We start from the raw sequence: 19,797 nt of genomic DNA on the forward strand, positions 1-19,797 counted from the left end.
TTGGTGCTTGGTCCCGCCGGCCGGCCCCGCGAGGGTAGTGCCAGGCAGGCGGTCCGGGCCCCGGACCCCGCCGGTGAACGGAAAGAGGGAACGCCATGCGTGTCACCGGATTCGACCACCTGGTCCTCAACGTCGCCGACGTGGAACGCTCGTTGCGGTTCTACTGCGGCGCCCTCGGCCTCGCGCCCGTCCGCGTTGAGGAGTGGCGCGCCGGCCGCGCGCCGTTCCCGTCCGTCCGGGTGAGCGCGGACACCATCGTCGACCTGGTCGCCGGGGAGCGGGACGGCCGCAATGTCGACCACTTCTGCCTGGTCGTCGAACCGCTCGACTGGGACGAGGTGGTCGCATCCGGCGCGTGGGACGTGGTCGACGGCCCCGGCCCGCGCTTCGGCGCCCGCGGCACCGCCACCTCGCTCTACGTCCGCGACCCGGACGGCAACGTCATCGAGCTGCGCTGCTACTGATGCCGGGGGCGGCGCTCGTTGAACGCGTCGGCGGCGCGGTCGTTGAGGGCGCTGCCCCAGGCGCGCAGCCGGCGCAGCACCGGGTCGGCCGGCGCCGCATCCACGTCGCGGCCCTCCGCCAGGCCCGGTCCGGACGCGCCGTCCGTCCCGCCCGAGGGGAGGGCGCGGGCGGCGAGCGCCGTCAGACGGACGGTGAGCGCCGGGGCCACGCCGTGGGCGAGGCCCGCCGCCTTGGCCGCGGGCGTCAGCACCAGCCGGGTCCGGCGCGCCTCGACGGCCCGGACGATGCGGTGCGCGGCGCGCTCGGCGTCCATCGACAGCAGCGGGGTGCCGGCCAGCGCCGAGAACCACCCGAACTCCGCGGCCCGGTCGCCGCCGAACTCCGCGGCCAGGTGGGAGCCGGTGCGCATCAGCCCCGGGTGCACCGCCGTCACGCTCACCTGCCGCTCCTCGGCCCGCAGCCCCTCCGCGAGCGCGGCCACCGCGGACTTCGCGCAGGCGTACGGCACCAGGTGCGGCGGGGTGACGAGGCCGCCGACCGAGCCGATCAGCGCGAGCCGGCCGCCGCCGGGGCTGCGGCGCAGGTAGGGCAGGGACTCCAGGGCGGTGTGCACGGCGCCCATGAACATCGTGTCCAGTGCCGAGCGGAACTCGTCGGCGCCGATCGCGTCGATCGGGGCGACCTGGATGATGCCGGCGTTGGCGAGGACCACGTCGATCCCTCCGTGGGCGCCGGCCGCCTCCCGCATCAGCGCGCGCACCGCGTCGCGGTCGGTGACGTCGCACACCTGGGTCCGTACGCGGGCGTGTCTCGGGGCGCCGGCGTCCAGGTGGGCGGCGGCCGCGTCGAGTTCGGCGGCGTCGCGGGCGGCGACCGTCACGTCGCAGCCGAGGTCGACCAGCCGCCGGGCCATGAGCAGGCCGAGGCCGCGGGAGCCTCCGGTGACCACCGCGGACCGGCCGGCGAGGGCGGAGTCCGCGCGGGTGCGGGTATCGGCCATGTCCCTACCTCCTACGGCAGCGGGTGCCGGTGCGGGCGGACAGGTTCCCGACCCGGCGCAGGGTCCCCGGGTACCCGCAGGGGCGGCCCTCTACCGCGGGGCGTGCCCGGAAAGTGCGCGGCCGGGCCGGGCGGCAGGGGTCAGGTCGCGTCGCCGCCGGAGTGGGCGCCGGGGTCGGGGTCGGGTGCGCCGCCTGTGGCGGGGTGCGTGTCCAGGGCGAACACGGCGAGCAGGTCGTCCACGGTGGGGCCGGAGTCGGCCGGGTGGCGCAGCAGGGTGCCCTGCGGGATCTCGTAGTGGTTGGAGCGCCCTATACGGGTGTGCTGGAGGTATCCGTCGCCCTCCAGGTCCGCGATGATCTTCTGCACCGCGCGCTCGGTCAGCAGGCAGCGGGCCGCGATGTCCCGCACCCGCACCCCGGGGTCGCGGGCGATGGTGGCGAGCACCCGGGCGTGGTTGGTCAGGAAGGTCCACGTGGGACGGGAGTCGGTTGGTTCGGGCACGGTCTCACCTTACGGCGGCTGATTTACGTAGCTCAAGTCACGAACCAAATTTCGTGTATTTCTTGACGTGCTCGAAGCGGGCGGGCAAGCTCTGGGTACAGCCTGCGACGCATTGGAGGTAGGTCGTTGACCGTCATCGAGCCCACGCCGACCCTCGGCGGCAGCGCGCGGGCGCACAGGGGCGGGACGTCACCGAGGACATCCTCGTACCAGGACTTCGACTCGGGCCTGGCCGTCCGTACCGTCGAGAGCGCCGGCCACACCCGGGCCGCGGTCGCCGGCGAACTCGACCTGGCCACCGCCCCGACCGCGGGCGACATCCTGACGGACTGCCTCGTCCTCTCCCCCGCCGGGCTCGACGTCGATCTGGGAGACGTCGCGTTCTTCGACTGCGCGGGCCTGAACATGCTGCTGCGCCTGCGGGCGCGGGCGCTGGACCTCGGGGTCGAACTGGCGATCTCGGCGCTCTCGCCGAGCGTCGCGCGGGTGCTCGACCTGTCCGGCACCCGCGAGCTGTTCGCCTCCCCCACCAGGACCTGCGAGGCCCGCGTGGTCCGCCCGGCCCGGCCCGCCCGAGCATCCCAGCCGTAACATCCGCCCCACCCTGGACAGCCGGCCCACCCGGCGCCGCGCATGATCCGCGGCGCCGGGGGCACCCGACCGGCAGGCTCCGCGCGCCCCGCACGGGGCCGCGGACGCGGGGGCGTACGGCGAAGGAGGGCCAGCCGCGATGAAGCCGTCCGACGACCGGCAGCCGTCACCGGCGGCGGGGCGCCATGAGAGCGAGGAGGAGCGCGCCGACCGCAGGTGGGGCGATCTCCTCCAGGAGCTGCGCGTCGCCCAGACCGGGGTGCAGATCCTCTTCGGCTTCCTGCTCACGGTGGTCTTCCAGCAGCGTTTCACCACTCTGTCCGCCACCGACCGGCACATCTACGTGGCGACCGTCGTGCTCGGCGCCGCCACCACCGGGGCGCTGGTCGGACCGGTCGCCATGCACCGGCTGCTCACCGGCCGCCGGCTCAAACCGGAGACCGTCGTCCTCGCGTCGCGGCTGACCCTGCTGGGGCTGTGCCTGCTGCTGTGCACCATGGCGTCGTCGCTGCTGCTGGTGCTGCGCGTCGCCGTGCACGACCCGACGGCGGCCTGGCTCGTCGGCGCCCTGGTCGCATGGTTCGTGCTGTGCTGGATCGTGCTGCCGCTGTGGGCCAGGCGCCGCAACGAGCGCCACGAAAACGACCAGCACCACGAGCGCCACCAGCACGACGATCACCACGACCGCTGACCGCGCCGGGGCGGACCCGCCCCCCGCGAACCGGCCCCCGGCCCGGGCCGCCATCAGGAGGAATCCGGGCCGGCCGGCGGTTCGCCCGCCGCGGGCGGGGCACCCGGACAGGTCGGCGCCCTCGGCGCCACTCCCCCTGACCCGACCTCAAGGAGCCGCAGTGAGCAGCAAGGACACCCCGCGCGACAACATCCCCGGCGCACCGGGCGTGGAGCCGCCGCCGGTGGACGAACCGACGCGGCCGCGGGACCCGCTGCCGCCCAAGGCGGACCAGCGCGGCCCGGCGACCGGCAGCCCCACCGGGCAGCCGACGGGCGCCGACCCGGCGACGGCCGCGCAGGCCGGCGCCTACCTGACCACGGCCCAGGGCGCGCGGCTGTACGACACCGACCACTCGCTGAAGGCCGGTCCGCGCGGGCCGGTCCTGCTCCAGGACCACCATCTGCGGGAGAAGATCACCCACTTCGACCACGAGCGCATCCCCGAGCGCGTCGTGCACGCCCGCGGCGCCGCGGCCCACGGCGTCTTCGAGTCGTACGGCACCGCCGCCCGCATCTCCCGCGCCGCCTTCCTCGCCGAGGGCGCCCGCACGCCGGTGTTCGTGCGGTTCTCGACGGTCCTGGGCTCGCGCGGCTCGGCCGACACGGTGCGCGACACCCGCGGCTTCGCCACGAAGTTCTACACCTCCGAGGGCGTCTTCGACCTGGTCGGCAACAACATCCCGGTGTTCTTCATCCAGGACGCGATCAAGTTCCCGGACGTGATCCACGCGGGCAAGCCGCACCCGGACCGGGAGATCCCGCAGGCGCAGAGCGCCCATGACACGTTCTGGGACTTCGTCACCCTGCACACCGAGGCGACCTTCCACACCCTCTGGAACATGTCCGACCGCGGCATCCCGCGGTCCTTCCGGATGATGGAGGGCTTCGGTGTCCACACCTTCCGGCTGGTGGACGCCGAGGGCGGCACCACGCTGGTGAAGTTCCACTGGAAGCCGAAGCTGGGCGTCCACTCGCTGGTGTGGGAGGAGGCGCAGATCGCCGCCGGCGTCGACCCCGACTTCCACCGGCGGGACCTGGCCGACGCGATCGAGGCCGGCGCGCACCCGCAGTGGGAGCTGGGGGTGCAGACCTTCCCCGACACCGAGGACCAGATGTTCGAGGGCATCGACCTGCTGGACCCGACGAAGATCGTGCCGGAGGAGATCGCGCCGGTCCAGCCGGTGGGCCTGATGACGCTGGACGCGAACCCGTCCAACTACTTCGCGGAGACCGAGCAGGTCGCCTTCCACGTCGGCAACCTCGTGCCCGGGGTGGACGTCACCAACGACGCCCTGATGCAGGGCCGGCTCTTCTCCTACGTCGACACGCAGATCACCCGGCTGGGCGGCCCCAACTTCCCGCAGCTGCCGATCAACCGCACGCACGCGCCGGTCAACGACATGCTCCGCGACGGCATGCACCAGACCGCGGTGCACCGCGGCGTCGCCCCCTACCGGCCCAACTCCCTCGACGGAGGGTGCCCGTTCACGGCCGGCGCGGACACCGGCGCCTACATCGAGGCGCCCGTCGAGGTCCCCGCCTCGCGCAAGGTCCGCGACGCGGCGGCCTCCTTCGACGACCACTTCAGCCAGGCGCGGCTGTTCTGGCGGAGCATGACGCCCCCGGAGCGGGAGCACATCGCCGCCGCCTACACCTTCGAGCTCGGCAAGTGCTACGAGAACGCGGTCAAGGAGCGGGGGCTGCGGGTGCTGGCGAACATCGACGGCGAGCTGTGCCGGACGGTCGCCGCCGGTCTCGGGCTGCCCGTGCCGGAGCCCACGGTGCCGCTGGCCGACCCCGAGCCGAGCCCGGCGCTGTCCCAGTTGGGCGGGCGCTGGCCGACCGACGGGCGGGTGATCGGGATCGTCGTGGCCGACGCGGGGCAGGACGTCGCCGACGTGCGACAGGCCGTGCTGGCGGCGGACATGGTGCCGCTGGTGGTCGCGCCGACGGGCGGGCCGGGTGTGCAGCGCACCTTCGCGACGGCCCGGTCCATCGAGTTCGACGCGCTGCTGCTGGCCGCGGCTCCGGGGCCGGCCGCCGACGCGGCGCCGGCCCGGGACGCGAAGGCCGACCCGGAGGCGGCGGCCGTCACCGACATCGACCCGCGGGTCCTGCTGCTGGTCACCGAGGCGTACCGGCACGGCAAGCCGCTCGGCGCCTTCGGCGAGGGCAGCGACGTGCTGGCGGCCGTGGGGCTCGCGGCCGGCGGCGCGGGGGTGGTCGCGCGGGACACCGGGGCCGAGGCCCTCGGGCAGGTCGCGGGCCTGCTCGCCGAGCACCGCGTCTGGGACCGCTTCCCGCCGCTGCTGGGCGGCTCGCCGGCCTGACACGGGCAGGACCCGCCGCCGCTTCCGCGCGCCCGGGTGGGGCGCCGTGCGGAAGCGGGGGCGGGCCGGCGGGTCAGGAGCCGGGGGTCAGGAGCCGGCGGGCGCCGGGCCGTCGCCGGGGGCGGCGGACCGCAGCCGCACCCACACGCGGCCGTCCGTGACCCGCGTGTCGAAGCAGGGCTGCGGGGCGGTGGCCGGGCCGGTGACGTTCCACCCGTCCGACAGCCGGAAGGTGCTGCCGTGCCACGGGCACCGTACGCAGCCGTCGGTGATCTCGCCCTCCGACAGCGGGCCGCCGAGGTGGCTGCACCGGTCCGCGAGCGCGGACAGCGTGCCGTCGGCGTCGCGCAGCACCAGCACCGCGACCTCGCCGACGAGGCAGCGCACCGGGCGGCCGTCGGGGAAGTCCGCGACCGCGCCGACGTCGTGCCAGCCGGGCGGGGTGATCCGGGGCGTGGCCTCGCTGTGGTTGGCGCCGGCCGCCTGGTGGTAGGCCAGGTGGCCGCCCAGGGCGCCGCTGGCCGCCACCGCGGCCAGGCCGAACAGGGCCGTCTTCCGCCCGCGGTGGCCGATCAGGCGGGAGGCCAGCGACATGGTGTAGCAGGAGGTCGCCACCACGTTCAGCAGCGCGTGGCCGAGTCCCACCCGGGCCTGCTCGTCCTCCAGTTCGGCCCAGTCGGCCAGCCCGGCGGCCGCCGCGGGGACCGCGCCGGCCAGGCCGACCGCGATCAGCAGCCCGGCCTGCCGCCGGCCGCCGGGTGTCCAGTCCAGCACCGCGGACGACAGCCAGGCGCCCACCGGCACCTGGACGAGCAGGGGGTGGACCGGGTGGCCGAGGAAACGCCCGTGCAGCAGGTCGCGGACGTCGCCCAGCGCCACGGCGTGCACGCCGCCCCGCAGCGCCCCGATCGCGCCGTCCAGCGCCGTGGTGCGTTCCAGCCTGCTGACGGCGTCGGCGATCCGGCCGGGTCTGGCCCGGTCCGGTGCCCATCGCAGCAGCGGCTGTGCCATGACCGTCGTCGCGCTCCAGCGTGTCATGCCCCCGAGTCTGGGGGCCGGGCCGCGGTCCCGCGCGGCGGCGGGCGGACCTGCCCGCGCGGGTGCCGGTGCCCGCGCGCACCCGCCGCCCGCGCGGGTGCCGGTGTGCGCGCGGGCTGCCGGGGTACGCGGCCCCGCAACGGAGCCGGACGCTTTCCGCCCGCCCGCACCGCCACCGTTCGGGTGACGTACGGCGCGGCGCGGGACGGCGCGGGAGCACGGCTCCGGGGTGCTTCGAGAATGCACGAGGCGGGCATCGAAGGCGGGCGACGGCGGGAGGCGGCGGGCATGGGGCGGACGGCGGTGGCCGAGGTCGCCGCGTGGTGGGTGCTGCTCGCCGCGCTGGACGTGGTGCTGATCAGCTCGGTCAATCCGGTCGAACTGCTGGTGGCCGCCGGTGCCGCGCTGGCCGGCGCGATGGCGGCGCACCGGCTGCGGCGCGCGGTGGGCATCGGGCGGCCGCACGGCCGCGGCGCCCTGCGCGCGCTGGCGGCGCTGCCCTGGTCGCTGCTGCGCGGGAGCGCGGCGCTGGCCGGGGCGGTCGTCCGGGGCGGGCGGCGGCCGGGCGGTGTCCGCCGGGTCGTGCTGCGCCCGGGCACGGGCGCGGGCGGCGCGGGGCTGCTGCTGGCCGCCTCCGCGGACACCTGCGTGCTCACGATCGACGAAGACGGCGCAGACGGCACGGACGGCACGTCGGCGGCCGGGGGCGCTCGGCAGGGCGCCGCGGTCCGCGTGCACGCCCTGCGCCGCGCGCCCGGCGCGGTGGAGCGTGCCCTCACCGGTCCGGACGGCCCGCGGTGAACGCGTGGACGGCCGCGGCCCTGGTGCTGCTCGCCGGCGCGGTGCCCGCGTGCCTGTGGGTGGCCGCCGCGGGCTCCGCGGTACGGCGGCTGGTGGCGCTGTCGCTGCTGTCCACCGTGGTGGGCGCGGTGTTCCTGCTGCTGCCGCAGGGGTACGGCCGGTCCTCGTACCAGGACCTGGCGCTGGTGCTGGCGGTGCTGTCGCCGGCCGGGACGCTGGTGTTCACCCGCTTCGTGGTGGCCGGCGGGAGCGACGGGGCCGTTGAGGAGCAGCAGCGTGCCGGCGACTGAGTGCGCGGCGCTCACGGGGCCTGCCCGGGGGCACGGGTGACGGCCGGTCATGTGGCGGCCCTGGTGCTGCTGTGGGCGGGCGTGGGCTGCGTGCTGCTGTCGGCGGCGGCCCTGGTGCGGCTGGACGGGACGCCCGCGCGCCTGCACGCGCTGGCGATCGCGTCGTGCCTGGGGGTGCCGCTGATCGCGCTGGCGGTCGCGGTGGAGCAGGGCCCAGGCCGCGCGGCGGTCAAGACGCTCTTCATCGGCCTGGTCTTCGCCGCGGGCGGCACGGCCGCCACGATCGCGGTCGGCAAGGCCGCGTGGGAGTCCGGCGAGGTCGGGGCAGGCGAGGGGCACGGGAGCGGGGACGGCAGCGGGGAAGAGGAGGAGCAACGGTGGACACGGCCCTGATCGGTGTCGCGCTCGGCTTCGTGGTGGTGGCCGCCACGCTGGCGGTGCTGTGCCGCGAACCGGTGCGGCAGGCGGTGCTGCTCGGTGTCCTCGGGCTGGCGCTGGCGCTGCTCTTCACGGTGCTCCAGGCACCGGACGTGGCGCTGTCGCAGGTGGCGGTGGGCACCGTACTGACGCCGCTGCTCATCCTGCTGACGGTGCGCAAGGTGCGACGGCGCTCGCTGTCCGGGCCGGAGCATCCCGCCGGGGGCGGCGAGCCGGAGGGACCGGGCGGCGGGGGCGGGTCGTGAACGCCCGTGCGCGCCTGCTGCTGTTCGCGCTGTCCGCGGCGGTGCTGGGAGTCTGCTTCGCCGTCTCCTGCCGCGAACTGCCGCGGTTCGGCGGCGCCGCGCACCCCTACGGCACCCGCGCCGTGGCCGCGGCCCTGCGCCACCGCACCGCGAACGTCGTCTCGTCGGTCAACTTCGACCTGCGCGGCTTCGACACCCTCGGCGAGGAGTCGATCCTCTTCGGCACGGTGCTGGGCGCGACGCTGCTGCTGCGCCTGGCCCGCGACGAGCGCCAGCACCCCGCCGCCTCGGAGCACGTCCTGCCCACCACCCGGCTGCTGGGCGCGGTGCTGCTGCCGGTGACCGTGCTGGTCGGGGTGTACGTCGTGGCGCACGGCCAGCTCAGCCCCGGCGGCGGCTTCCAGGGCGGGGTCGTGCTGGCCACCGCGCTCCATCTGGGCTATGTCGCGGCCGACTACCGGGTGCTGCGGCGGCTGCGGCCGCTGGTCGTCCTGGACATGGCCGACTGTCTGGCGGCGGCGTCGTTCACCGCGATGGGCGTCGCGGGCCTCGCGGCGGGCGGCGCGTTCCTGGAGAACGTCCTCCCGCTGGGCACGTTCAACCGGATCACCTCGGGGGGCATGGTGCCGCTGTTCAACGCGGCCGTCGGCGTGGAGGTCGCGTCGGGGCTGATCGTGCTCGTCGCGCACTTCCTCGACCAGGCCGTCGAGGTCACCGGCAGCACCGAGCAGAAGGAGGGCGCCTGATGGGCGTGTGGGCGTACCTGGCCGCGGGATGGATTCTGCTGGTGGCCCTCTACGGGCTGGTGACCAGCAGGAACCTGATCCACGCGATCGGCTGCCTGGCGGTCGCGCAGTCCTCGACGTACGTCCTGCTGCTCACCGTCGGCTACCGCGACCACGGCACCGCGCCGGTCTTCTCCGACCTGCGGCCCGGCTCGCGGCCGGTGGTGGACCCGGTGGTGCAGGCGCTCGCGCTGACCGACATCGTCGTGGGCGCGACCGTCACCGCCCTGCTGCTCGCGCTGACGATCCAGTTGCGCAAGCGGCACGGCACCGTCGACCCGCAGGCGCTGACCGCCCTGAAGGGCTGACCCGGTGACGGACGCGGTCCTGCTGCCGGCGGCGGTGGCGATCCCGCTGCTCGGCGCGCCGCTGCTGGCGGTGGCCGGCCGGGTGCTGCCGCGGAAGGGCTGCGACGTGCTGGCCACCGCCGCGGCCGCGGCCGACGTGGTCTGCCTGGCGCTGCTGTGGTCGCACCTGCACGGCGTCGCGGTGGCGCGCCTGGCCGGGTGGCCGGTGCGCATCGGCGTGGTGCTCGCCGCGGACCGGGTCGGCGCGGGCCTGGCGCTGCTCGCCGCGTGCCTGGTGCTGGCGGTGCTCGCCTACTCCTGGCGGTACTTCGACGAGCCGAGCGGCGAGCGCGCGGGCCTGTTCCCGGCGATGGTGCTGACCTTCCAGGCCGGCATGGTCGGCTTCGCGCTGACCGGGGACCTGTTCAACGCCTTCGTGTGGTTCGAGCTGATGGGCGCGGCCGGGTACGCCCTGACCGGCTACCGCATCGAGGACCCGCGCCCGCTCCAGGGCGCCCTCACCTTCGGGATCGTCAACTCCCTGGCCGCGTACTGCTCGCTGCTGGGCATCGGGCTGCTCTACGCGCGCACCGGCGAGCTGGACCTCGCGGCGCTGGGGACCGCGCTGGCCGGCCACCGCGCCGACCTGCTCACCGTGACGGGCTTCGTGCTGGTCGTCACCGCCATGCTGGTCAAGGGGGCGGTGGTGCCGTTCCACTTCTGGCTGCCCGACGCGCACGCCGTCGCGCCCACCCCGGTGTGCATGCTGCTGTCGGGCGTGATGGTCGAGCTGGGCGTGTACGGCGTCGGCCGGGTGTACTGGACGGTCTTCTCCGGCCCGGGCGGCGTCCCGCACGAGGTGTTCCGCCACACCTTCACCGCGCTGGGGGTGCTCACCGCGCTCGTCGGCGCCGTGATGTGCTGGCAGCAGCGGCACCTCAAGCGGATGCTCGCGTACTCGACGGTGGGTCATGTCGGGCTGTTCGTGGTGGGGATCGCGCTGCTCGGGCCCGACGGGGCGGCCGGCACCGCGGTGTACGTGGCCGCGCACGCCTGCGTGAAGGCGGCGCTGTTCGGCCTGACCGGTGTGCTGCTGGACCGCTACGGCTCCGTCGACGAGCACGGGCTGCACGGCCGGGGGCGCGCGCTGCGGCTGCCGGGCGTGCTGTTCGTGCTCGGCGCGCTGGCGCTGGCGGGGCTGCCGCCGTTCGGCACCGGGCTCGGCAAGGCCCTCGGCGAGGCCGCCGCGGGCCGTACGCAGGCGTGGCTTCCGGCGGTGTACGTGCTCACGTCCGCGCTCACCGGCGGGGCGGTGCTGCGGGCGGCGGTGCGGATCTTCTGGGGCGCGGGCGCGGTGCCGGCGCAGCGGCCCGGCGAGGAGGAGACCAGCGGTGAGGGCGAGGAGCCGGAGATCCGGACGCCGGGGCGGTCGCTGCCGCCGATGATGACGGCCGTGCCCGCGGTGCTGCTCGCCCTGTGCGCGGCCGTGGGGTGCGTGCCCGCGGTGGGGCGCGCGATCGCCGGCGGCGCCGGGGTCTACACCGACCCGGCCGCCTACCGGGCCGCGGTGCTGGGCGGGGCCGCCCCGGCGGTCGCGCACGTCGCGTCGGCGTGGACGGGTGAGGGGCTGCTGCTGGGCTTCGTGTCGGCCGCGGGGGCGGCCCTCCTGGCGTGGCTGGCGGTGCGGCGGCCGGTGCGGCTGCCCTTCCACCGGGCGGTGCGCCACGCGGTGACCGGGCTGCGGCGGCTGCACTCGGGGCATCTGGGCGACTACGTCGCCTGGTTGACCTTCGGGGTGGCCGCGCTGTGCGTGCTGATCGCCGCGCAGACCTGACGGCCGGGCCGGCCGGAGATCACAGGGGACGGCGCAGGGCCGAGCGGCCCGACCGCCAGGCGTCCAGCAGGTGGGCGGTGAGCCGGTCCTCCAGCAGGACGGTGGCGTCGGCGCCGAACGCGACGTCGGCGCCGAGGTGGGGTTCCTCGGCCAGCAGCCCGCCGACGACCTCGTGCCGGACGACCTGCTCGTGGACGGCGTCGGCCGCCACGTGCTCGGTGTAGAAGCGCTCCGCGGCGGGCCCGGCGCCGGTGCGGCGCATGGCGGCGGCCAGCCGGCGGGAGCCGGGCGAGGAGGTGACCTCGACGCAGCCGAAGTGGCCGACGAGCGCGCCGCGCAGGTCCCGCCGCAGGCCGAACAGGGTCATCAGGTTCACGGTGGCGAGGGCGACCGCGGGCGCGGCCTCGGTGTAGCGCCCGTAGGCGGTGTCGAGGCCGAGGTCGGCCATCAGGTCGGCGAAGAGCTGGGCGTGCACGTCCTCGGCCCGGCCGGCGCCGAACTCGTCGTACTCGATGGCGACCATGCCGGCCTTCGCCCGCCCGTGCAGCCGGGGGATGACCCAGGCGTGCGGGTCGGCCTCCTTGAGGTGGTAGAGCGAGCGCAGCGCCGCGTACTCGCGCAACTGGCCCAGGTCGCCGTCGTGTTCGAGGTGGTGGGTGACGCTGCCGGCGGGGTCGGCGGGCTCGACCAGCAGGTCCGCGAACGCCTCGTCCGGGGTGCGGGCGGGAACGTCGGTGTGCAGGGCCCGCAGGAAGGTCTGCTCCAGGGCGGCCCGCAGCGGGGCGAGCAGCGGGGACCACTCCATGTCGTCGGGGACCTCGTCGAAGCCGCGGTAGTGCAGCTCGTACAGGACGTACAGGGCCAGTTGGAGGTCGTCGCCGTACGGGTCCTCGGTGGTGTGGGCGCGCAGCACGTCCCGCTGCTGCGGTGGCCGGGCGGTGGTCAGCGCCGTGGCGACGGCGTCGGACAGCGGGCCGCGGGCGTGCGGCAGCCGGGGGGCGGTCAGGGTGCCGGCGGGTTCAGGTGTCCGCACGGGACGGGCCTCCTTCGGGCGGGTCGGCGGGGCGGCGGGCGTCCGGCTCGGGCCGCGGCGGCGGCGCGGGCGGGCGCCTGCGGCGCCGGTGGCTGGTGTCGCACCAGGGCGGGGTGCGGGTGCGGCGGCAGGTGCAGATCGCGACCACGAAGCGGTCGCTGACGGCCACGGTCCCGTCGTCCCGCACCACTTCGACCGGGCCCTCCACGAGGATCGGCCCGTCCGGGTCCACCCGGACCCGGACTGGACGCCGGTCGCCGCCGGCCGCACCGGCCGGGCGGGGGGTGTCGTGCCCGGGCTCCCGCGGGTCAGGTTCGCTCGGCACGGACGACCACCAGCTCCTCGTACTCGTCGGCCGGTCCGACCAGGCCCTGGGCCCGCAGCCACGGCAGGCGGCGGCTGAGCACGGGGCCGAACCGGACGTGGTCGCGGGCCACGACCTCCGCGGCGAGGCCGCCGGCCCGCAGCCGGTGCAGGCTGGCCTCCACGCCGCACAGCCCGGAGTGCACCATCAGCAGCACGCCCGCGGGGCGCAGCAGTTCGGGGGCGCGGGCGCAGACCCGGTCCACCACGTGCCGCCCGTCGCGCCCGGCGTCCCAGGCGCGCGCGGCCCCGCCGGGCGGCGGCAGGTCCTCGGGCGCGGGCACGTAGGGCGGGTTGGTGACGACCACGTCGTAGGTGCGGCCGTGCTGCTTGCCGGCGAGGTCGCCGCGGCGCACCCGGACGCGCTGCCGCTGCCGCGCCGCGTTGGCCCGCGCGGCCAGCACCGCCCGCCACGAGATGTCGGTGGCCGAGACCCGGGCGCCCATCCGCGCGGCCAGCACCGCCAGCGCCCCGCTGCCGGTGCCGATGTCGAGCAGGTCCGCACCGTCCAGCGGTCTTTCGGCCCGCAGCGCCCGGCCGAGCAGCCGGGTGTCCTCCTGGGGGGCGTACACGCCCGGCAGGGTCCACGGCCCGCGGGGGCGGCGGAAGGCGAGGGAAGCGGTCTGGGCAGCCACAGGGGACCTCCGGGGGTCGGGTGCGATGCGGGCGTGGGCGCTTGCGGTCAGGCGCTGCCCGGTGGTCGCCTGCCCGGCGGGGCCGCGAGCAGGCTGCCGTCGAGAGCGGACAGCAGGTCCCTCGGGCTGTCGTAGACCGCTTCCGCGCCCGCGTCGGCCAGCTCGGCGCGGGAGAAGCCGCCCCCGGTGAGCACCGCGAGGCACCGCACCCCGGCCGCGCGCGCGGCCTGCGCGTCCCACACCGCGTCCCCGACGAACACGGCCCGCTCGGCGGGCACCCCCGCCTTGTCCAGCGCCTCCCGGACCAGGTCGGGGGCGGGTTTGCTGGCCTGCACGTCGTCGGCGGTGGTGGCGGCGAAGAGCACGTCGTCCACGCCGAGCGCGTCGGTCATCACCTTCGCCTCGCCGCTCTTGGCCGAGGAGGCCAGCACCGCCCGCCAGCCGCGCGCGGCGCAGGCGCGCACCAGGTCGGCGGCGCCGTCCAGCGGGGCGAGGCGCGACCAGTACTGCGCGTACAGCGCGTCGTGGGCGGCGCTCAGCGCGCTGTCCTCGTCGTGGTCGCGGTCCTCGCCGAGGAGCGCGTCCAGCAGGTGGTCGCTGCCCATGCCGACGCAGCGCTGGATACGGGCGCCGCGGACGGTGTGGCCGCCCTGGCGCAGCGCCTCCCACCAGCAGACGGTGTGCAGGTGCACGGTGTCCATCAAGGTGCCGTCCACGTCGAAGAGCACGGCCGCGGCCTCGCCGCCGGGCCGGTCGGTGCTCTCGGTGCCGCTCATCGGGTGTCCTCCGGTTTCCGGGTCCGCCGGGTTGCGGGGTCGAAGGGGGTGCGGGGTAGGGGGATGCGGGGGTCCGGCTCAGCTCGGGGGGTAGGGCCGCACGCGCAGCGCGCGGGCCAGGTGCGCGGTGTTGGCCGCGAGCGTCTTCGTGGTGGCGGCGACGGCGTCGGGCGGCTTGTCCAGGTCCTGGTAGTCGGTGCCGTGCATGGCCTCGCCGACCCAGTAGGTCGCCGCGCCCGCGGCCAGGGAGAACCCGACGTCGTTCAGGCCCTGGAAGAGGTCCGCGGTCACCTTGTGCGCGCCGTCCTCGTTGCCGACCACGCACACCGCGGCGGCCTTGCCGTAGGTCAGCTGCCGGCCCTCGTCGTCGGTCTCCGACAGCTCGCCGTCCAGCCGCTCCAGTACGCGCTGCGCGACGCTGCACGGGTGCCCCAGCCAGATCGGCGTGGACAGCACCAGGACGTCGGCGGCGAGCATCTTCTCCCGGATCGCGGGCCACGCGTCGCCCTCCCCCATGTCCACCGCGACACCGGGCCGTACGTCGTGGTCCGCGATCCGGACCGCCTCGCCGGCGACGCCGTGCTCGCGCAGCGCCTCCAGGGTCTGCTCGGCCAGCAGCTGGGAGCTGGAGGGGGCCGGGGACGGGTTGAGGGTGCATACCAGGGCCAATGCCGTCAAAGCTGCGTCGTCCATGTCCGGTCGGATACCCCGCTGACGGAAATGACACGTGCCCGGAGCCGATCGATCGCCCGGGCGCCGCCCGCCGGTCGCCCAGCGCACGACCGCGGTGACGTGGCGTGGCGTACGGCACCGGGTTCGACGAGGCGCCGCCGGCCGGGTCTCACCACGCGAGGTCGGCGGCGCGGACCAGCCGCGCGCCCATGTTGCGCTCCATCATCCGCAGCGCGGGCCGCGCCAGGTCGTGCTGGATGTGCGCCACCGCGTCGCGCACCACCGTCACGTCGAAGTGGCGGATGTGCGCGTCGAGGGCGGAGTAGAGCACGCACTGCTCGGTCACCTGGCCGCACAGCACCACATGCCCGACACCGGTCTGCTGGAGCAGGTACTCCAGCGGGGTCTGGTAGAAGATCGAGTGGCGGGCCTTGACCACGAACAGCGAGTCGGCGTCGGGCAGCACCGGTTCGACCAGGTCGGGGTGGGCTCCGCCGAGCGCGGTCGCCACGAGTTCGTCGTGGTGCGAACGCCAGCGGCCGAAGTTGTCGTTGACGTAGACCACGTCCACGCCGGCCTCCCGGGCCGAGGCCAGGGCGCGCCGCACGCCCGGCAGGGCCTCGCGCACGGAGCGGACCAGCAGCTCCGCGTCGGGGTGGTCGTAGGTGTTGATCATGTCGATGACCACGAGTGCGGACTGCCGTTCGGTGCTCACCCTGGCATGGTCGCCCGCCGCGCCGGCGTCCGCGACCGCGGCGCGGCCCGCGGCCGCCGGGAGGCCGGGCCGCCGGTCACGTCCCGGCCTCCTGCGCCTGCGCCGGGCGGGCGTCCTCGAAGCCGTGCCGGGTGACCAGGGCGAGCAGCGCGGGCATGCCGCCGTCGCGCTCGGCGGCGCGCTGCCGGTCGGCGCCGGTCCCCTCGGCGAGGAACCGCTCGACGCCCGCGGTGACGCGCTCGGTGTCCCCGGACTCCGCGAGCGCGGCGCCGGTGTGGTCGAGCAGGGCGCGCACCACGTCGGCGGCGTCGGCCTGGGTGCCGGAGCGGGGGTCCACCAGCGTGCCGGACAGGCCGTGCCGCGCGGCGTGCCACTCGGCGGCGTGCATGATGCTGGCGGGCGGGTCGAGCGCCCGCTCGGCGTGCTGCGCCTCGCGGATCGCGGTGACCACCAGGGCGCGGGCCAGGCCCGCGAGGGTCACGGCGTCGGCCACGTCCACCTGCACGTCGGGGGCGCGCACCTCGAGCGTGGGATACCGCTCCGACAGCCGGGCGAGCCAGTACAGCTGCTTGCGGTCGGGGGCGACCCCGGTGGCCATCAGCGCCTCGACGCGCTCCTCGTAGTCGTCGGCGTCGGTGACGAAGGGCGGCGACCCGCTCACCGGCCACCGGCCGAAGACGACGGTGCGCCAGCTGCCGAAGCCGGTGTCCTGGCCCTGCCAGAACGGGGAGTTGGCGCCCAGGGCGAGCAGGACGGGCAGCCAGGGCCGGACCCGCCCGAGTGCGGACGCGCCCACCGAACGGCTCGGCACGGCGACATGGATGTGCATCCCGCAGATGAGCTGCTCGTCCACCAGCCGGCGGGCCTCGGCGTGCATCTTCTGGTAGCGCCGTTCGCGGGTCACCGGGACGTCCTGCTGGCTGGGCACCGGCAGTCCCCCGGTGGCGGCCGGCCGGCACCCCTCGGTCGCGGCGGCGGACGCGACCGCCCGCCGCAGCCGGGTGAGGTGCTCGCCGACCTCGTCCAGGCTGCCGCACACCGGCGTGGCGATCTCCACCTGCGCCTGGAGCAGTTCGCGGTCGACCTCGTCGCGCCCCAACCCGGAGCCGATCCGGGCGGCGTCGTGCACGCGCTGGGCGCAGGGGCAGGGCAGGTGGGAGCGGGTGTCCAGGAGGAGGTACTCCTCCTCGACGCCCAGGGTGGCGCCGGTCGTGTCCATGGCCCTTCGCCTACCCGCCGTGCGCGCGGCCATGACCGCTGCGCGGGACAGTGTCAGCCGGACCGGTACTCCTCGGCGCGGGCGGCGTGCAGGGACATCCCGTGGCCCGGGGCGCCGGAGGCGCCCGGGGCGACCACGCCTCCGGTGGGGTCGCAGCCGCCGGAAAAAAGCGTGTTCTCGATCCTGACGTGGTCGTGGAACCACTCCAGGTGCCGCAGGTTGGGGACGGCCGCGGCCGCGTGGGCGTGCAGGTGGGGCGCGCAGTGGCCGGAGATCTGGAGGCCGTGCGCCTCGGCGAGGGCCGCGACGCGCAGCCATACGGTGATGCCGCCGCAGCGCGTGACGTCCGCCTGGAGGCAGTCCACCGCGTCGGCGGCGAGCATCTGCCGGAAGTACGGCAGCGTGTAGCCGTACTCGCCGGCGGTGACGTCGGGCAGGACGGCGGCGCGGACCTGCGCGAGGCCGGCCAGGTCGTCGGAGGAGACGGGTTCCTCGAACCAGGTGACGCCCTCCGCGTCGAGGTGCCGGGCCAGCCGGACCGCCTGCTTGCGGCCGTAGGCGCCGTTGGCGTCGACGTAGAGCTCGGTGCGGTCGCCGACGGCGTACCGGGCGCGGCTGACGCGGGCGCGGTCGCGCTCCGGCTCGCTCCCCCAGGACTCGCCGATCTTGATCTTCACGCGGGTGAAGCCCAGGTCGCCGGTCCAGCCGCGCAGTTGGCGGTCCTGGTCGCGGTCGGTGTAGGTGGTGAAGCCGCCGCTGCCGTAGACCGGGACCTCGGTGCGGGCCGCGCCGAGCAGGTGGACCAGCGGCAGGCCGAGCAGGCGGGCCTTGAGGTCCCACAGGGCGAGGTCCACCGCGGAGACCGCGTGGCCGGCGATGCCGGGGCGGGCGGCGTTGCGCACCGCCCGGGTCATCGCCTCGTTGGCCGCGGGCACGTCCCAGGCGGAGCGGCCGGTGACGACGCCGGCGAGGTGGTCGCGGATCACCGCGGCCGCGGCGGGCGAGCCGTAGGTCCAGCCGAGGCCCTGGGCGCCGCCGGCCCGCACGGTCGCGGTCACGACGGTGGTCGCGTCCCAGGCGAGGGTCCCGTCGGCCTCCGGCAGCTCGGTGGGGACGGTGTAGACCGCGCTGTCCACCGCGTCCACGGCCGGCGGGTCGCCGGGCGCGGGCCCGCCGACCGCGCCGGGGTCCGGCGGGACCGGCGGGACCGGCGGGCTGCTCACGCCCCGGCCCCGGGGCGGTCCTCGCGGTGGCGGTGGCCGGGCAGCATCTCCTGCACCTTCGCCTTGAACCCCTGCTTGACCACGTCGGCGCGGTCGGGGTCGCCCTGGAGCACGGCGGACGCGGCGGCCTCGATCTGGTCGAGGGAGGCGTGCGGCGGAATCGGCGGCACCGCGGGGTCGGTGCGGAAGTCGATGACGTACGGCCGGTCGGCGGCCAGGGCCCGCTGCCAGGCCCCGCGCACCCCGCCGGGCTCCTCGACGCGCTCGCCGCCGAGGCCGATCGACCGGGCGAAGTCGGCGTAGGGGACGTCGGGCAGCGCCTGCGAGGGCACGAACTGCGGCGCGCCCTCCATGGCGCGCATCTCCCAGGTGACCTGGTTGAGGTCCTGGTTGTTGAGGACCGCGACGACCAGCCGCGGGTCGCGCCACTGGTGGTGGTACTTCGCGGCGGTGATCAGCTCGGCCATGCCGTTCATCTGCATGGCGCCGTCGCCGACGACCGCCAGCGCGGGCCGGTCGGGGTGGGCGAACTTCGCGCCGATCACGTACGGCACGCCCGGGCCCATCGTCGCCAGGGTGCCGGACAGCGAGCCGCGCATGGCGCCGCGCATCCGCAGGTGCCGGGCGTACCAGTTGGCGGCCGACCCGGAGTCCGCGGCGAGCATGATGTCCTCGGGCAGCAGCTCGTCGAGGGCGTGCACGACGTACTCGGGGTTGATCGGGTCGGCGTCGACCGCGGCGCGGCGCTGCATCACCTCCCACCAGCGGGCGGTGTCCTTCTCGATCTTCTTCCGCCACGCGCCGTGCTTCTTCGCCTCCAGCAGCGGGATCAGCGCCTTGAGGGTCTGCGCGGAGTCGCCGACGAGGTTGACCTCGAAGGGGTAGCGCAGCCCGACCATGAACGGGTCGATGTCGATCTGCACCGCGCGGGCCTGGTCGAGGTCGGGCAGGAACTGGGTGTAGGGGAAGCTGGAGCCGATCACCAGGAGGGTGTCGCAGCCCTGCATCATCTCGTAGGAGGGGCGGGTGCCCAGCAGGCCGATCGAGCCGGTGACGTAGGGCAGTTCGTCGGACAGGGCGTCCTTGCCGAGCAGGGCCTTGGCGACGCCGGCGCCGAGCAGGTCGGCGATCTGCTCCACCTCGGCGCGTGCGCCGCGCGCGCCCTGGCCGATCAGGAGGGCGACCTTCTCGCCGGCGTTGAGCACGTCGGCGGCGTGGTGGAGGTCGGCGGGCGCCGGGGTGGGCGCGTAGGAGGAGACGCCCAGGCTCGAGGGCACCATCTTGAACGCGTGCGTCGGCGGGGAGTAGTCGAGTTCCTGGACGTCGGCGGGGATGACGACCGCGGTGACGGTGCGGCGGGCGTACGCGGTGCGCATCGCGCGGTCGATGACGTTCGGCAGCTGCTCGGGGACGGTGACCATCTCGCAGAACTCGGACGCGACGTCCTTGTAGAGGCTGAGCAGGTCCACCTCCTGCTGGTAGGAGCCGCCCATGGCGCTGCGGTTGGTCTGCCCGACGATCGCGACGACGGGCACGTGGTCGAGCTTCGCGTCGTACAGGCCGTTGAGCAGGTGGATCGCGCCGGGGCCCGAGGTGGCCGCGCAGACCCCCACCTTGCCGGAGAACTTCGCGTAGCCGACGGCTTCGAAGGCGGCCATCTCCTCGTGCCGGGCCTGGACGAACTCCGGTTTGTCCTCGGCCCGGCCCCAGGCGGCGAGCAGGCCGTTGATGCCGTCGCCGGCGTAGGCGAAGACCTGCTCCACGTCCCATTCGCGCAGGCGCTGGAGTACGTAGTCGGACACCTTGATCGACACGGGGTACG

Annotated in this window: 23 protein-coding genes; 11 read left to right on the forward strand and 12 right to left on the reverse strand. The window is 75.7% G+C overall.

Annotated elements, in window-relative coordinates; genetic code table 11:
* The first annotated feature begins 95 nt into the window (after positions 1 to 95).
* Positions 96 to 464 (forward strand): VOC family protein, encoded by a 369-nt coding sequence (locus AC3ERT_RS17430; protein WP_335972460.1) that lies wholly within the window; start codon positions 96 to 98, stop codon positions 462 to 464.
* On the opposite strand, the gene AC3ERT_RS17435 is transcribed toward AC3ERT_RS17430, so the two are convergent.
* Positions 458 to 1,465, reverse strand: a complete 1,008-nt coding sequence (locus tag AC3ERT_RS17435) for an SDR family NAD(P)-dependent oxidoreductase (RefSeq protein ID WP_435175237.1) — start codon at positions 1,463 to 1,465, stop codon at positions 458 to 460. The genes AC3ERT_RS17430 and AC3ERT_RS17435 overlap by 7 nt on opposite strands.
* Positions 1,466 to 1,605: 140 nt before the next feature.
* Complete coding sequence (locus tag AC3ERT_RS17440) at positions 1,606 to 1,968, reverse strand: helix-turn-helix transcriptional regulator (RefSeq protein ID WP_435126970.1); 363 nt, start codon at positions 1,966 to 1,968, stop codon at positions 1,606 to 1,608.
* Positions 1,969 to 2,094: 126 nt separating this feature from the next.
* On the opposite strand from AC3ERT_RS17440, the gene AC3ERT_RS17445 reads away from it, so the two are divergent.
* From AC3ERT_RS17445 to AC3ERT_RS17455, 3 genes are all read left to right on the forward strand, one after another.
* The gene (locus tag AC3ERT_RS17445; protein ID WP_435175239.1) at positions 2,095 to 2,559 is read left to right on the forward strand and encodes an STAS domain-containing protein; all 465 of its coding nucleotides are present in this window, start codon (positions 2,095 to 2,097) and stop codon (positions 2,557 to 2,559) included.
* Positions 2,560 to 2,698: 139 nt separating this feature from the next.
* Positions 2,699 to 3,250 (forward strand): DUF6328 family protein, encoded by a 552-nt coding sequence (locus AC3ERT_RS17450; protein WP_435175241.1) that lies wholly within the window; start codon positions 2,699 to 2,701, stop codon positions 3,248 to 3,250.
* 160 nt (positions 3,251 to 3,410) lie between these two features.
* Positions 3,411 to 5,621, forward strand: coding sequence for a catalase (locus tag AC3ERT_RS17455; protein ID WP_435175243.1), 2,211 nt, complete (start codon positions 3,411 to 3,413; stop codon positions 5,619 to 5,621).
* 87 nt (positions 5,622 to 5,708) lie between these two features.
* On the opposite strand, the gene AC3ERT_RS17460 is transcribed toward AC3ERT_RS17455, so the two are convergent.
* A complete protein-coding gene (locus AC3ERT_RS17460) occupies positions 5,709 to 6,659 on the reverse strand; it encodes a Rieske (2Fe-2S) protein (protein ID WP_435175245.1) in 951 nt (316 codons plus the stop codon).
* A 240-nt stretch (positions 6,660 to 6,899) separates the two neighbouring features.
* Between AC3ERT_RS17460 and AC3ERT_RS17465 the strand changes: the two genes are divergently transcribed.
* From AC3ERT_RS17465 to AC3ERT_RS17495, 7 genes are read left to right on the forward strand one after another with little or no spacing between them, the layout of a single operon-like run.
* A complete protein-coding gene (locus AC3ERT_RS17465; protein ID WP_435175247.1) occupies positions 6,900 to 7,460 on the forward strand; it encodes a hypothetical protein in 561 nt (186 codons plus the stop codon).
* Positions 7,457 to 7,750, forward strand: a complete 294-nt coding sequence (locus AC3ERT_RS17470) for an MrpF/PhaF family protein (protein ID WP_335972467.1) — start codon at positions 7,457 to 7,459, stop codon at positions 7,748 to 7,750. The genes AC3ERT_RS17465 and AC3ERT_RS17470 overlap by 4 nt, the downstream gene beginning before the upstream one ends.
* Before the next feature lie 36 nt (positions 7,751 to 7,786).
* A complete protein-coding gene (locus tag AC3ERT_RS17475) occupies positions 7,787 to 8,143 on the forward strand; it encodes a cation:proton antiporter (RefSeq protein ID WP_435175250.1) in 357 nt (118 codons plus the stop codon).
* Entirely contained in the window at positions 8,128 to 8,433 is a 306-nt protein-coding gene (locus tag AC3ERT_RS17480; RefSeq protein WP_335972469.1) for a Na(+)/H(+) antiporter subunit B, read from the forward strand. The genes AC3ERT_RS17475 and AC3ERT_RS17480 overlap by 16 nt, the downstream gene beginning before the upstream one ends.
* Positions 8,430 to 9,179: an MnhB domain-containing protein gene (locus tag AC3ERT_RS17485; protein ID WP_435175252.1), complete on the forward strand. Its 750-nt coding sequence runs from the start codon at positions 8,430 to 8,432 to the stop codon at positions 9,177 to 9,179. Before AC3ERT_RS17480 ends, AC3ERT_RS17485 begins: the two co-directional genes overlap by 4 nt.
* Positions 9,179 to 9,526, forward strand: a complete 348-nt coding sequence (locus AC3ERT_RS17490) for a sodium:proton antiporter (RefSeq protein WP_335972470.1) — start codon at positions 9,179 to 9,181, stop codon at positions 9,524 to 9,526. Before AC3ERT_RS17485 ends, AC3ERT_RS17490 begins: the two co-directional genes overlap by 1 nt.
* Positions 9,527 to 9,530: 4 nt before the next feature.
* The gene (locus tag AC3ERT_RS17495) at positions 9,531 to 11,339 is read left to right on the forward strand and encodes a complex I subunit 5 family protein (protein WP_435175254.1); all 1,809 of its coding nucleotides are present in this window, start codon (positions 9,531 to 9,533) and stop codon (positions 11,337 to 11,339) included.
* A gap of 19 nt (positions 11,340 to 11,358) precedes the next feature.
* On the opposite strand, the gene AC3ERT_RS17500 is transcribed toward AC3ERT_RS17495, so the two are convergent.
* The 9 genes from AC3ERT_RS17500 to AC3ERT_RS17540 all read right to left on the reverse strand — a co-directional run bounded on the left by AC3ERT_RS17500 (position 11,359) and on the right by AC3ERT_RS17540 (position 19,789).
* Positions 11,359 to 12,372 (reverse strand): iron-containing redox enzyme family protein, encoded by a 1,014-nt coding sequence (locus AC3ERT_RS17500; protein WP_435175256.1) that lies wholly within the window; start codon positions 12,370 to 12,372, stop codon positions 11,359 to 11,361.
* Entirely contained in the window at positions 12,359 to 12,697 is a 339-nt protein-coding gene (locus AC3ERT_RS17505) for a CDGSH iron-sulfur domain-containing protein (RefSeq protein WP_435175258.1), read from the reverse strand. Before AC3ERT_RS17505 ends, AC3ERT_RS17500 begins: the two co-directional genes overlap by 14 nt.
* Complete coding sequence (locus tag AC3ERT_RS17510) at positions 12,681 to 13,370, reverse strand: HemK2/MTQ2 family protein methyltransferase (protein ID WP_435175260.1); 690 nt, start codon at positions 13,368 to 13,370, stop codon at positions 12,681 to 12,683. Before AC3ERT_RS17510 ends, AC3ERT_RS17505 begins: the two co-directional genes overlap by 17 nt.
* A gap of 47 nt (positions 13,371 to 13,417) precedes the next feature.
* Positions 13,418 to 14,146, reverse strand: a complete 729-nt coding sequence (locus tag AC3ERT_RS17515) for an HAD family hydrolase (protein WP_435175262.1) — start codon at positions 14,144 to 14,146, stop codon at positions 13,418 to 13,420.
* A 78-nt stretch (positions 14,147 to 14,224) separates the two neighbouring features.
* Complete coding sequence (locus AC3ERT_RS17520) at positions 14,225 to 14,839, reverse strand: flavodoxin family protein (RefSeq protein ID WP_435126938.1); 615 nt, start codon at positions 14,837 to 14,839, stop codon at positions 14,225 to 14,227.
* A 148-nt stretch (positions 14,840 to 14,987) separates the two neighbouring features.
* A complete protein-coding gene (locus tag AC3ERT_RS17525; protein ID WP_435126936.1) occupies positions 14,988 to 15,533 on the reverse strand; it encodes a cysteine hydrolase family protein in 546 nt (181 codons plus the stop codon).
* Positions 15,534 to 15,609: 76 nt separating this feature from the next.
* Positions 15,610 to 16,752, reverse strand: a complete 1,143-nt coding sequence (locus AC3ERT_RS17530; protein WP_435175264.1) for a carboxylate-amine ligase — start codon at positions 16,750 to 16,752, stop codon at positions 15,610 to 15,612.
* 53 nt (positions 16,753 to 16,805) lie between these two features.
* Entirely contained in the window at positions 16,806 to 17,897 is a 1,092-nt protein-coding gene (locus AC3ERT_RS17535) for an enolase C-terminal domain-like protein (protein WP_435175290.1), read from the reverse strand.
* 74 nt (positions 17,898 to 17,971) lie between these two features.
* Positions 17,972 to 19,789 carry a thiamine pyrophosphate-requiring protein gene (locus AC3ERT_RS17540; protein ID WP_335972478.1) on the reverse strand — a complete coding sequence of 606 codons (1,818 nt, stop codon included), beginning with the start codon at positions 19,787 to 19,789 and terminating at the stop codon, positions 17,972 to 17,974.
* Positions 19,790 to 19,797: the final 8 nt, after the last annotated feature.

Source organism: Actinacidiphila sp. bgisy145, from assembly GCF_057708125.1.

Bases quoted from the DNA above. Each gene is read 5' to 3' on its own strand.
- AC3ERT_RS17430 (WP_335972460.1), top strand. From the start codon at position 96: ATGCGTGTCACCGGATTCGACCACCTGGTCCTCAACGTCGCCGACGTG.
- AC3ERT_RS17435 (WP_435175237.1), bottom strand. From the start codon at position 1,465: ATGGCCGATACCCGCACCCGCGCGGACTCCGCCCTCGCCGGCCGGTCC.
- AC3ERT_RS17450 (WP_435175241.1), top strand. From the start codon at position 2,699: ATGAAGCCGTCCGACGACCGGCAGCCGTCACCGGCGGCGGGGCGCCAT.
- AC3ERT_RS17460 (WP_435175245.1), bottom strand. From the start codon at position 6,659: ATGACACGCTGGAGCGCGACGACGGTCATGGCACAGCCGCTGCTGCGA.
- AC3ERT_RS17465 (WP_435175247.1), top strand. From the start codon at position 6,900: ATGCACGAGGCGGGCATCGAAGGCGGGCGACGGCGGGAGGCGGCGGGC.
- AC3ERT_RS17490 (WP_335972470.1), top strand. From the start codon at position 9,179: ATGGGCGTGTGGGCGTACCTGGCCGCGGGATGGATTCTGCTGGTGGCC.
- AC3ERT_RS17515 (WP_435175262.1), bottom strand. From the start codon at position 14,146: ATGAGCGGCACCGAGAGCACCGACCGGCCCGGCGGCGAGGCCGCGGCC.
- AC3ERT_RS17520 (WP_435126938.1), bottom strand. From the start codon at position 14,839: ATGGACGACGCAGCTTTGACGGCATTGGCCCTGGTATGCACCCTCAAC.
- AC3ERT_RS17530 (WP_435175264.1), bottom strand. From the start codon at position 16,752: ATGGACACGACCGGCGCCACCCTGGGCGTCGAGGAGGAGTACCTCCTC.